This is a genomic window from Westiellopsis prolifica IICB1 (genome assembly GCF_004323185.1).
In the GTDB taxonomy this organism is placed as follows: domain Bacteria; phylum Cyanobacteriota; class Cyanobacteriia; order Cyanobacteriales; family Nostocaceae; genus Pelatocladus; species Pelatocladus prolificus_A.
In genome coordinates, this window is record NZ_NAPS01000002.1 from 241,928 (window position 1) to 255,024 (window position 13,097).

A 13,097-nucleotide genomic window follows, 5' to 3' on the forward strand; every position below is an offset into this window, starting at 1 on the left:
GATACGTGGACAACAGCAACGCATCTTGACTGCTGAAACCGCTCTCCAAAGTTTAGCTAACAAGCCAGGCTCAGATCGGGAGCTACTCACCCATAAAGTAGAAAACATTCTCCAGCGCTATCGTGTCAAAAATTTTTTCTCAACCATGATTACAGAACAGATCACTAAAAAAACTCGTCATCTCGGACGGGGACGACCATCAAAAAACTCGACCACTGAGGAATTGACAGATATTTGTCTTCAACTTCATATCCAGAAGATAGATACTGCAATTCAGGAGGCAGAAACTTTGGCAGGGTGGCGATTGTATGTTACTAATGCCGATAGTAGCCAGATGAGTTTACCACTTGCTGTGATGTATTATCGGGATGAATGGCTTTTAGAGCGAGGTTTTCACCGTTTTAAAAGGGGTTCTTTGCCAGCCCTACCCATTTACTTTCAAAATACTGACCGAATCACTGGCTTAATGTTCTTGTTGAACATAGCTTTGCGTGTATTTACTTTAATGGAGTTTGTAGTACGGCTGGCTCTTGAGCAAACCCAACAATCTTTGGCAGGTCTTTATGACGGTAATCCAAAGCGAAAAACTGCTCGCCCCTCTGCTGAACAGATGCTCAAGGCTTTTTGTAATTTAACTCTTTATTTTTTACCCGATTCTACCATCTTCATTACACCAATTAACGCGCTTCAAAAACAAATTCTTTATTTAATGAAAATGTCTGAATCCCTTTATCACATAGATTCGGTGGTGCGCTCGACATAATTCCTCTTACTCAATTACTTGCATCACTCCTGAAGGAGGATACACAGAATTGAAGTCCCATTTCAATATTAGCACTTTTCGTGTAATACACCAGAAATTGAATTTTGAATATTGCTGCTTTTCCATGTATTACATGGAAAAGCCTGACTTCAGATAACAGTCTCACAATGCATTTCTTTCATCGGTGTAATACACGCAAAGCCGCGATTTCTTTCCCCTGTATTACACGGTGATGCTGATTCAACTTTTTCCATGTATTACATGGTGATGCTTTTAGGATATCCAAAATCGTATTGTTTCCTTTAACAGTAAGGCATTAATTCCTCTCACCCTTTAAAAATGAGCGAACGTACAGTTATCAACTGAAGCACAGGAAGTTTATGCTTCAGCGAACAATTAAGATCCCCGACTTTTTAGAAAAGTCGGGGATCTGTGTGCAAATCAAATAGGATTGCTGTGTTTTTTCTTTGAAAAGGTGCGTTAGGCTTTGCCATAACGCACCCTACTAGAGCTAACTAAAGTGTTTGATAATCGCTTCCGCAAATTCAGAACACTTCAAAGGTTCAACAGGTGGTTCCATTAACCGTGCTAAGTCGTAGGTAACTTGACGGTTTGCGATCGCATCTCCAAGACCTTTTTTGATCAAGTCTGCTGCTTCTTGCCATCCTAGATACTCCAGCATCATCACACCAGACAAAATCACCGAACCAGGATTGATGCGATCCAAGCCGGCGTGTTTGGGTGCAGTACCGTGGGTAGCTTCAAAAACCGCGCATTCGTCGCCAATATTTGCTCCTGGTCCCATTCCCAGTCCTCCGACAATAGCAGCTGCTGCATCAGACAAATAATCGCCATTCAAGTTCATTGTCGCCAGAATCGAATACTCGTCTGGTCGAGTTTGGATTTGTTGGAAGATACTGTCAGCGATGCGGTCATTGACCATCACCTTGTCTTTCCATTTACCATTACCGTGAGTTGACCAAATTGAGTTAAGAACTGTTTCTACTTCCTTGACAATTTGCTCTTTTTTCTCTGCGGTCAAAGCATCAAAACCAGGATCAACCATCCGGGCGTTTTCTTCTGGGGTGATGTTGGGGTTTTTCTCTTTGTTGCTTAAAATCCAAGATTCCCGTTCAGTGATACAACTGGCGCGAAATTCACTAGTTGCGAGTTCGTAACCCCAATCACGGAAAGCGCCTTCGGTGTACTTCATAATGTTGCCCTTGTGTACCAAAGTCACCATTTGTTTGTGCTTGGGTAGTTGCAGAGCGTGTTTGATGGCGCGTCTTACCAAGCGCTGGGAACCAGTTTTACTGATTGGTTTAATACCAATACCAGAGTCGAGGGGAATTTGTTTTTTGCCGTGTTCTGGTGTCGCGGGGATAAGTTCTTTGTTGAGGTATGAAATGAGGCGCGTGCCAATTTCACTACCTTGTTTCCATTCGATTCCCAAATAGATATCTTCAGTATTTTCCCGATAAACAATCACATCAAGTTTTTCGGGACTTTTGTGGGGAGAAGGCGTACCTGCGTAGTACCGACAAGGACGTACGCAAGCATAAAGGTCAAAAATTTGCCGTAAAGCAACATTCAGCGAACGGATACCACCACCCACAGGAGTAGTCAAAGGCCCTTTGATGGCAACACCATATTCCTGAATTGCTGTCAAAGTATCCTGGGGTAAATACTGGTATATACCGTATAATTCGCAAGCTTCATCACCAGCATATACCTTGAACCAGCTAATTTTTCGTTTGCCTTTGTATGCTACCTCTACCGCAGCATCAAAAACTTTTTGGGCTGCTGGCCAGATATCAATCCCAGTACCATCACCTCGAATAAAGGGAATGATTGGATTGTCAGGAACAGTTGGTTCACCATTTTTGAAAGTAATTTTTGCTCCGGTTGAGGGGGGAGTAATTTTTTCGTACATTCACACACTCCTGATTGTGGTGCAGCGACATCAGCTGACATATTTGTTGATAATTGGTAGTTGATCGTTGTTTGTTGCTAGATCATGATTCAAAATTCAAAACAATCAACAACAAACAGCAATCACACATTTTGCTGTACCTTGTTATTGAGCAAGCCAGCAGACAGAGTTTTCCCCTCTGGAGAAAAGTATAAGCGACTGAAGACAAGGAACCAAATTATTTCCCAATCCCATTACCCTTTCGCCCCCAATCCCCAATCCCTGATCCCCAATCCCTCTCCTTTCGATGCTATCTTACCGCTCAGAGGCGTAATTGGTGTACTCTGGGAATATACAGCAAAAAACCAGCAATGAAGAATAAAAGAGAAATCACTATCAGGGTGACTGAGCAAGAATTCGCAATGTTAGAATCTCACTGTCAAGCTGTAGGCAGAACCAAAACGGATATTTTGCGAGAGTTTATCAGATCACTAGGTTCTAAAATCACTGACACATGTAAGGATGATGCAGGTATATAATGAGTAGGCTTTGGGGGCAATTTCCTGTAAACTACTCTACGCTACTAATGTTTGCCCATCTACAAAATTTTATAGTTCATCGCTTGTTCACCGATCGCATTTTCTGAGTAATGGCATGACAGACCCAATGATTGTATCAGGCTCATCTTCTGACATTGAATCCCTACGCGGCCAATTAGTTGCTGGGTCTCTGCAAGTCCAACAACAAACAATCCCGCAGCTAGCTAACCTTGGTAATGGTGGATTCGATGTCCTGATGGAATTTTTAATGGAACGTCGCGACACTCCCACTACTTGGGTTGATGGTAAAGCTTACCAAGTGTTGTATAACTCTGATTCGCCTCAAATTAAAGATTTTCTCCAAACCCATTTCCCACAAGGTATTGTGCCTCTAAAATCAGAGTGTGGAATTGATTACAGTCCTTTGCAACATTTGCTAGCAACTCAAGATTTCGAGGCTAGCGATCGCATGACACTGCAAAAAATGTGTGAAATTGCGGGTACACAAGCAGTTAAACGCAAGTGGCTTTATTTTACCGAAGTCGATAATTTCCCAGTTACAGACTTACAAACGATTAACAAACTTTGGTTAGTCCACTCCGAAGGTAAATTTGGTTTTTCTGTACAGCGAGAAATCTGGTTGGGTTTAGGGAAAAATTGGGATAATCTTTGGGTAAAAATCGGTTGGAAAAAAGGTAATAATTGGACACGTTATCCTCAAGAATTTACCTGGGATTTAACTGCACCCAAAGGTCATTTACCTCTTTCTAATCAACTGCGAGGAGTGAGAGTAATTGCGTCTTTGTTTTCTCATCCGGCTTGGGAGAAATAAGGCTATGTTAGATACAAACAAGCGAGAATTCTACGTCATCATTGAACGAGATGAAGATGGATCTTATGTAGGCGAAGTTCCACAATTAAAAGCTTGTTATAGTCAAGGAGAAACAATTGATAAGTTAATGAGCAATATTAAAGAAGTGATTGAACTTTGCTTGGAAGAAGAAGAGGAGTTGATCGCATTACTGTAAATAAAATTTTTACGTTAAAATGCGATCGCATCTCGCCAGATCATCAGCCCATAATCACAACAATGGCTAGCGTTAGTCTCGAAAGTATTAAGCGTAAATTCAACAATGTCACCGCGATCGAGGATATTACCTTTAATATTCCCGATGGCGAATTTTGGGTTTTGGTAGGGCCTTCCGGTTGTGGTAAGTCTACAATTTTACGCACAATTGCGGGTTTGGAAACTGCGAGTTCTGGCAAACTTTACATTGGGGATAAGTTAATGAACAATGTCCCCGCTAGACAAAGAGATGTCGCAATGGTGTTCCAGAATTATGCCTTGTATCCGCACATGACGGTGGCAGAAAATATTGCTTTTGGGTTACGGATGCGAAAAATAGATGCGAAAGTTGTGCAAGAAAGGGTGATGACGGTGGCGCAATCGCTAGGTTTGGAACACTTGTTAGAACGTAAACCCAAACAACTTTCTGGGGGACAGCAACAACGGGTAGCATTAGGAAGAGCGATCGCCCGTCAACCACAGGTATTTTTATTAGATGAACCTTTATCTAATTTAGATGCTCAATTGCGAGATGATACGCGGGCGGAGTTAAAAGAGTTACATCAAGAACTGGGCATTACTACGGTATATGTCACTCATGATCAGGTTGAAGCGATGACGTTAGCTGATCAGATTGTGGTGTTGAATCGGGGTAGAATTCAGCAAATTGGCGAACCACAAGAAATTTATGCCAAACCTACTAATCGCATGGTAGCTACTTTTTTGGGTAGTCCACCGATGAATATTTTACCAGCTAAGTATGGGGCTGGGGGTTTTGCTGTGGATGGGCAGGTGTTACCTGTGACTGCGGATATGCAAGATAAGTTGCATCTGCGGGAGGGACAGGGGTTTGATTTGGGTGTGAGGCCGGAGAGTATTAATATTAATGAACCGCAGAGGCGCAGAGAACACAGAGAGGAAGAATTAGGAGAGTTGGTGGTGGAGGTGAAGGTGGTGGAACCTTTGGGAAGGGAGACTTTGATTCGTGCGGGTTTACCTGGTTCGGGGGTGCTGGTGAATGTGCAGGTGGGTGCGGATGTGCGTCCTCGTCCGGGCGATCGCTTGACGTTGGAGATTGATTTGAGTAAGTTATTTGTGTTTGATACTGCTACAGGCGATCGTTTATATCCACCTTCTGCATCCTAAAGTGGTGGTATTACTTGGTATCCGCAATCATCCATTTATTATTTTCAGCGTCCCATAACAGGGAGAAGTTAATGGAACTGGATGATTCATTGCCAGTTTTTAGTATATATTTTAGTTGAGCTGATACGATCGCTGTTTCTGTATTACTTTCTATTAAGCTAACTTGTTCAACTTCTACCTGTTGAACTTTACCTCCCCACCAATCGATGTAGGAAAGATAACCGTTGGGGTGAAGACGTTTGTTGTTTTGGTAGTTGGGGGATAACTGATACCAGGCTGTTTGGTATTGTCCTTGATTGATAGTTGCATAATAATTTTGTATAAATTCTTCTGGAGATGGGCGAGTATTTTCTGGGTTGGTTGCTGTAGTTTCTTCAGGAGTGGGTGTTTGGGTAGGAACGGGTTCAGTAGTATTGCTATCTGGTGATGGTTCTGGTGATACAGTTTCTTGTGGTTCTACAGTTTCTGAGGAAGATTCGGAGGTGATGGGAAAGTTTGATTCTGGTGTTGGAGTTGGTGTTGGTTTTAAGAATTTGGGTGATTGTTCTGGTTCTACTGATGCTGTGGTTGGTTCGCTTGTTGAAGTAGTAGGTTCTTGGGTTATAGGTTGGGGTTGTTGTCTATTACCAAGGGCAAAACCAATAATTACAGATGCACCTATTAAACCACCAACAATGCTGCCAATTAATATTACTCTGTTTCCATTTCCATTACCAGTATTTTGATTGATGGGAGGTTGATAGGAATTAGCTGGGCTGACGGCGACTGTATTTTGTGGTGTTTGGGGATATGGTGCTGTTGCTGCTGGTGGTGCTTGGTAAGGAACAGTAGGGGGAAATGGTGCAGTACCTGTGTGTAGGGCTTGTAACATTTCTTTAGCACTGACAAAGCGATCGCTGGCGTAGAATTGAATTGCTTTGTCTAAGATGGCTGCAAAAGTGGGAGTTACATTTAAAGCATGTTCTCGCCACAACACCCCACCTGTGGCTGGATCGGTTGCCAATTCTTGTGGTACTTTCCCTGTAATTAAATAAATTGCTGTTAAACCTAAACTATATATGTCGCTAGCAAACATCGGGCGTCCAACAGTTTGTTCGCTGGGCATAAACCCCGGTGTACCAATTACAATTGACCTAGTAGAATTGCCGGAAGGAGTCATTACTGTTCCGACTGTTTCTTTAACTGCACCAAAGTCAATTAATATTGGTTTGCCATCTGCATAACGAATCAGGATATTATCTGGCTTGATGTCTCGATGAACAATTCCTTTGCTGTGGACATAATCAAGAACTGGCAAAATACTGGTAAGAATTTCTTTTACTGTACTCTCACTCATTAAACCTTGCTGTTGCATTTTGGCGGTGAGAGTTTGTCCTTGAATATACTCTTGAACTAAGTAAAATTGCCCATTTTCCGAAAAGTAGGCATACAACCGGGGAATCTGATCACTACCGTCACCCAACTCTTCTAAAATTGCTGCTTCTCGTTGAAATCGTTGCTGTACTAACTGGTAAACCTGGGGATTGTCTTGAATCGGTTTTAGTTGTTTAATGACACAGCGACGGCGGGAGGGCATTTGTGTATCTTCTGCTAAGAATGTTTCCCCAAATCCACCACCTCCAAGAGTTTGGATGACTTGATAGCGGTTATTGAGCAGCGTTTGCATAGGAGTGCGCTAGAATAATTAAGGCAGTTATTTATTTTACAAACTTTCTAATTATTTTTGGAAAAGCACGATCATAACAGATGGCAGAAATACACACTATATAGTATATCTATTCCATCTGTGTTTGTCGGTGTGTATCGTATTCAATAGACATAGGCGTGAAAAAGAATGTAGAGACGTAGCACTGCTACGTCTCTACCAGGGTTCTGGATAACGCATATTTAATTTATGGAGATGTTTAACTTTTGAAAAATCTGCCATGCTGAAATTACCTTTCCTTGCATGAGCGCAGCAACTCCATTCAAAGCTTGAATCTCTTTTACATTGGGGTTTTTAGCCAAACTTGGTTGCAGAGATTTTTCCGCTGCACTAGGCTGCCAATTATATAGTTGAACAAATGCTAAATATGCCCAAGCATAAGGATTTTCTGAGTCTAGCTGAGTGACTTTTTCTAAAGCTTCTGTTGCACCATTCACTCTTTTTTGCAACACATTTGCTAAAGCCAAAGCATAAGCCCAATCGCGGTTTTGCGAAATATGCTGCAATCGATATTGCCAACTTAATCGCGCCTGTTCCAGATAATCTTGGATGGGATCGTATTGATTTATACGTCCAATTTCTGCAAATAATTGCTCTAATGCCTTTGTACCTTGAGGTAAAGTTGCTGCTAATCTTTGTAATTGTGTGATTAAATCCAGTTCTGGTGCAGTTGAAGGAGCAGCTTGTTGATCGATTTTTAAAGTCACTTTTGGCACAGTAATTGTGTAAGTTTCTCCCGAAATTCGGTTGAGGTAAGTAGCTTCTAAAATATAATCTCCCGGTGCAATCTCAGCAGGTGGTAACATTGCTGTCCTTTCTGTAACTTGAAATGTACCTTGGGGTTTGTTTGCACCCGCGTATAAATTTCCCATACCAATACCGTGATCATGTGTCCATAATCTCTCTCTTCCGATAGAAGTTTGGGAAGTGAGGTTTCTCCAAGTAAGTAATACTATCCCATTTTGTAATTCTTCCCAAGCTCCATTCCACTGATAACTTACAGGTACTGGTATTCCTGGCGGTGCTTTTTCTGGTACTGTGACTTGTAACAAAGCAATCTTGGTTTGGGGTTGGTTTGGGGAAATTGCTTTGACTTCTATCGGTGGTGTTTTTTGATGATAAAGATTTATAGTACTACTACCGTCAACCCAAGATTTGTGAAGTTGGAAGTTGCCATCTTGCTCTACAGTTTTAACCATGAGAGCTTGGGCTTTGGGAACTGAACCTTGTTTACCAGTTGTGGTAAGGAACCATGCAAGCGATCGCGCATCCTGTTTGACAAATTTCTTTTTGGTTCCTACCTGTCGTCCATAAACTTGTGAATTTGCCAGTCTCCCATAGTAATTCAAATTATACTGGTTGATTTTTTTGGTTGATGGCAATACTCCCAAGGTGGAACGCAAATATGGTTCTGTGGTGATGATCTGGTCAATGATCTGACGATGAGGTAACTCCTCTTTCATATTAGGGTAATGCTGGGCATTAGGACTCAAAGCTAATTTCATCCAATCACCAGCCAAACCGCCAATTGGGAACAAATTCAACACCATTAAAAGCACAGCCAAACCAAAAGTACCCCAACGAATACGCTGTCCCCACAGACTACGAAAGCGAGTTAATCCATATGCTAAAAATACTGAAATAGCAGGTAAATAAGGTAATGCATACCGCGGATCTTTGTTTGGGTTCAAAGATGAAAGTAAGTAAGCACCGATTAAAAATATTGCTAGCCATTTAAGTGAAGGTAAAGGGGATGTGTTGTTACGAAAAAGCTTTGATGCATTAGCTTTTCTACTCTTGCTGTCTTCCACTGAGCGTCCCCAATATAGTAGCAATGCAAATATTGGTATAAGTAATAACGGTAAGGAAACCTGTTCTGGCAATTGTTGCCAATAATAAGTCCAAGCTTGTAGTGTATTCAGAGGTGCATCACCTTCAGCAATAGCAGAATCTATCGTTGCTCGTTTACCAGATGTAAGAATCAGTAACCAATTGGTGCGATACCAGGGACTCAACACTAATACTGACAAACATAAAGCACCAACTAATTGCGCCAATTGTTTCCAACGCCGTTGACGAAAAGCGCCGAATCCTATCCATACTATTGGTGTCAGCAGAAAAAATAACGCTGTCTGCTTCACCATTAATGCCAAACCCAAGGATAAACCAAAAACTGCTGCCAATAGATTGACTCTCATACAGACGCGATGAATCGCGTCTGTACAAGAAGAGACGCGATTTATCGCGTCTCTACTTTTGACTTTCCAAACAGTGAGACAAAAAAAACTGAGAGTGACGACAGCGGCTAGGGGATAATCAAGGAGAAAATCTAAGCGTAAGACATAAAGAGCAGGTATGACTTGACAAATTGCAGCAGCCCACAAACCCACAACTTCGCTAAATAAGATTGCACCTAATCCATAGACTGAGCCTAACAAAATAGCACTGAAAAACAGCATCATCAATGCAGCTTGGTCTGGTCCAGTGCCAAAAATATTTTGGACAATAGCCCCAATAATGTAACTTAAGGGGGGGATCTTAGATGATAGCATCCAAAAATTTTGCCACCATTGGCTATCCCACCATTGGGGATGCTGCAATACTTGCCAATAAATCAAAGTACCAGTTAAATAATCTGCCTGATCCCAAGCTGGAACAGAATTGTCTAAACTAAACCAGATGCGATCGCACACTGCACCGAATAGCCAGATAATGCCGAGTATCAGTAAGTATTTAAACTGTTTGCGCTGATATTTTGGATGACTCATGAATCAGAAACATCTCAATGGTTATTTCACCTTGGTGTCTTAGTGTCTACCCTCCGGGAAGCCGCTAGCGCGTCTATAGTGGTTAAAAAATCGACTTTTGAAACACCAAGACACCAAGACACCAAGACACCAAGATACAACACGATGGTTATCGATCAATTTAACTAATCGGCTTTTCCATGACTACTCTATGCAGTGCTGCTTCTTGTTGTTGAAAGAATAACCAGGAAATCGGAAAAAAAGTCATGTAGCGATTATAAGTTTCCAGATTGACTAACTCTAATGCTCTGTGTTGGTTTTGTGTCAACCTCTCATACCATGCTTTTAAAGTTGGTTTGTAATCGTGAACTGAGTCATGGGTAATTTTAAAGCCGACTTTCTTAGCAGCTTCAATATGAATAGAATGCATTACCAAAAGAGAACCTGGGAAAAATAGCTGTACCATTACCATCGAAGCGGGATATGGTTCACGCTCTAGGGAAAAGAACTGATGTACTGCGAGTCCTCCGGGAACTAGAGCGTCGTATATTTTTTTGTAAACTTTCTCTATTTCTTGAGGTCTGACATGCTCTAGAGATCCGATTGAGAGAATACGATCATAAGATGTCTGTTGAAAAGGAGCAGTAATAAAGTTAGTTAAAGAGACATTCAGACTTAATTGTGTTTGAGCATAGGCTAATTGTTCTCTGGATAAAGTGAAGCCAGTTAACTCACCAGAGTGTCCTGTATCCTGAAGATATCTCAGCATGGCGCCCCAGCCGCATCCGAGATCCAAAATCCTCTCGTTTCCATGCAAGTTCAATAGTTTCATGAGATACGCAGCTTTGTTTGCTTGCGCTTCTTCCAAGGTTTGGCGATCGCTTAAAAAGTCAGCGCAGCTGTAAAATTTGTATTTAGTATCGAGAAATAAAGCGTAGAAGTCATTTGATATATCGTAGTGAGCTTCAATCCCGCTTGAATGATCAGATTGAAGCATAAAATCCAGATATGCTTTTCTTGTTGATTCTGGAGGATAATTTCTTGCCAACCACTCAATTAAAGATGATCTTGGCTGAGTCCAAAATTTCCAGTTTTCTATGGCTTCTAAAGGAACTGGCGAATTAATTCTATAGTTCGCGATCGCATAAAGTAAACCACGAGCAACGAGATCTGAGGTGAACTGAGTTAATCTCTCTGGCTCAATCATTATTATTGTGTGTTCAAAAACTCCAAATAACCATGACTCAGTTCTTTTACTGCTAACTCATAAAATTGCTGCCCGTGTTCTGGTGTTGCTAAGGCTGGGTTTGATCCCATCCTACCATCTGGGTAATGCTGACGAAAATCTTTTGCACCATAAATTCTGTGTCCTTTCCCAACTTCTGGAGAAAGGGGTGCTTGCTTAATCGCTTCTGGATAAATAAATTGAGTTACAGCCACTTCACTTGGCGTTGCATGGGAACCTTCTTGATCCCCATATAATTCTTTGGCTAGCTTAAATACCGAACTGCACATAAACCAGTTAGCGACTTGACATTGCACGTTTTGAGCATTGGGAATGTGCAAATCTTCTAAATGTGCATAAGTTTCTGAAAAGGCTGCTTTGAGGGTAGCGATATTACCGCCGTGTCCGTTGATAAAGTAGAACTTGGTAAAACCTGCTTTTGCTAAACAGGTGATGTAATCTCGCACAACTAGAATCATTGTGCTGGGGCGCAAACTGATTGTACCGGGAAAAGCTGTATGATGCAATGCCATGCCTACATTAATTGTAGGTGCTACTATGGCTTGGGTTGCATCGCCGACACCACGAGCGATCGCTTCTGCACTAATCGCATCTGTACCAATTAATCCTGTCGGCCCATGTTGTTCTGTAGAACCAATCGGGAGAATAATACCTTGAGATTGTTGTAAGTATGCTTCGACTTCTGGCCAAGTACTCAGATGCAATAACATTTTGATTGTTGGTCGTTGGTTGTTGGTTGTTTGTTATTCTAACCACTAACCACTAACTACTAACCCCTAACCCCTAACCATTTGTTGAATGCTTTGTATGCTTGAATGCTTTCAACAGTAGGATTGAATATCTTCTCCACATTTATCTACTAAATAACACAAAGCTCGAAAACGCAACCCTACAAATTGGTCATAGAGTGGGTTTAACTTACACATGGGCGGAATGTGAGCTATCTTACGACCAAATAAAAAAATATCTCTTTCAAACGGACACTGGGCGGGGATCAATTTAGCAATAAATTTTGCCAATTTCTGATTTTGAATATCAAATGAATCGAGCCATTGACGTAATGGTTGTAGGAAATCAGATTGAGGTTTCATCAATTGACGTTTAATTTCTGATTGATTATTTTCAACATCGTGATTAACAAAAGCCGAGAAAATAATGTTTTTATTACTAGTTCTAAGCATAATAATTACCCCTCCATTTCATGGATTATTTATTGCTTTCTCTATTTATATTGACGCTTAATCAGCCGTTAAGAACTGTTCAGCTAAATACAAAATAACAAAAAAAACCTTAAGAGTTTTATTTTGCAGTTATCGATTTTTAATCACTGATATATCGATCACCTATATCGAATGTAATTTAATTACCAACGATCCAACATTATCTAGAGATGTAACTTTACGGGATAAGTCTGAGTTTTACTCCTTCTTTGGCTAGATTACATTAGGCATATTTTTTAACTGATACTGAATTTTAGAGTATTTATTCTCAGGCAAAATGTTACTAGGGTTACAAAAGTTTGTGAATAACATTCTATCATGATAGTAATTATATTAATTAATAAGATTAAGTAATTATTAAAAATAAACTAAGTTATATAAAAATCTGAACAAATCTTGATCAGAATGTGTGTACACCAAATAACTCATCTATTGTGATACCAAATTGGTATCGGTAATATTATTTGAGATTTCTGGGACTGTCTGATGGTAAAGATTGTTAATCCAAAATCCAAAATTGGTATGAATGGATAGTTGCGATCGCTCACAAACTCTTTATAGAGACGTGACGATAGTGCTGTAGCATATGATCTGCTGGTGCATGATAGCGAAGCCATAATGTACTCTACTTAAGGCTTAATGTTGTAACTGTAAGGCTTAATGTTGTAACTGTAAGGCTTAATGTTGTAACTGTAAGGCTTAATGTTGTAACTGTAAGGCTTAATGTTGTAACCTTAAGCCTTAACTTTGTAA

At 40.8% G+C, this 13,097-nt stretch carries 10 protein-coding genes; 4 read left to right on the top strand and 6 right to left on the bottom strand.

The features are described 5' to 3' along the window. Window positions 1-763 (top strand): IS1634 family transposase (locus B4U84_RS31190; protein WP_207390956.1); only part of this gene is annotated, 763 nt, incomplete at its 5' end. A gap of 511 nt (window positions 764-1,274) precedes the next feature. Here B4U84_RS31190 and B4U84_RS15265 read toward each other — a convergent pair. Further along, window positions 1,275-2,696, bottom strand: coding sequence for an NADP-dependent isocitrate dehydrogenase (locus B4U84_RS15265; protein WP_131119194.1), 1,422 nt, complete (start codon window positions 2,694-2,696; stop codon window positions 1,275-1,277). 633 nt (window positions 2,697-3,329) lie between these two features. On the opposite strand from B4U84_RS15265, the gene B4U84_RS15270 reads away from it, so the two are divergent. The 3 genes from B4U84_RS15270 (at window position 3,330) to B4U84_RS15280 (ending at window position 5,426) form a co-directional block, all read left to right on the top strand. Then, complete coding sequence (locus tag B4U84_RS15270; protein WP_131119196.1) at window positions 3,330-4,046, top strand: GUN4 domain-containing protein; 717 nt, start codon at window positions 3,330-3,332, stop codon at window positions 4,044-4,046. 4 nt (window positions 4,047-4,050) lie between these two features. Next, on the top strand, window positions 4,051-4,242 hold the full coding sequence (locus B4U84_RS15275; protein WP_131119198.1) for a type II toxin-antitoxin system HicB family antitoxin: 192 nt from the start codon (window positions 4,051-4,053) through the stop codon (window positions 4,240-4,242). Window positions 4,243-4,304: 62 nt separating this feature from the next. Continuing rightward, window positions 4,305-5,426, top strand: coding sequence for an ABC transporter ATP-binding protein (locus tag B4U84_RS15280; protein ID WP_131120978.1), 1,122 nt, complete (start codon window positions 4,305-4,307; stop codon window positions 5,424-5,426). Window positions 5,427-5,436: 10 nt separating this feature from the next. On the opposite strand, the gene B4U84_RS15285 is transcribed toward B4U84_RS15280, so the two are convergent. The 5 genes from B4U84_RS15285 to B4U84_RS15305 form a co-directional block, all read right to left on the bottom strand. Continuing rightward, the gene (locus B4U84_RS15285) at window positions 5,437-7,092 is read right to left on the bottom strand and encodes a serine/threonine-protein kinase (protein WP_131119200.1); all 1,656 of its coding nucleotides are present in this window, start codon (window positions 7,090-7,092) and stop codon (window positions 5,437-5,439) included. A gap of 221 nt (window positions 7,093-7,313) precedes the next feature. After that, a complete protein-coding gene (locus B4U84_RS15290; RefSeq protein ID WP_131119202.1) occupies window positions 7,314-9,899 on the bottom strand; it encodes a phospholipid carrier-dependent glycosyltransferase in 2,586 nt (861 codons plus the stop codon). 160 nt (window positions 9,900-10,059) lie between these two features. Beyond that, entirely contained in the window at window positions 10,060-11,085 is a 1,026-nt protein-coding gene (locus B4U84_RS15295; protein ID WP_131119204.1) for a class I SAM-dependent methyltransferase, read from the bottom strand. 2 nt (window positions 11,086-11,087) lie between these two features. Continuing rightward, window positions 11,088-11,834: a creatininase family protein gene (locus B4U84_RS15300; RefSeq protein WP_131119206.1), complete on the bottom strand. Its 747-nt coding sequence runs from the start codon at window positions 11,832-11,834 to the stop codon at window positions 11,088-11,090. A gap of 111 nt (window positions 11,835-11,945) precedes the next feature. Next, window positions 11,946-12,305 carry a Mo-dependent nitrogenase C-terminal domain-containing protein gene (locus B4U84_RS15305; protein ID WP_131119208.1) on the bottom strand — a complete coding sequence of 120 codons (360 nt, stop codon included), beginning with the start codon at window positions 12,303-12,305 and terminating at the stop codon, window positions 11,946-11,948. Window positions 12,306-13,097 lie beyond the last annotated feature (792 nt).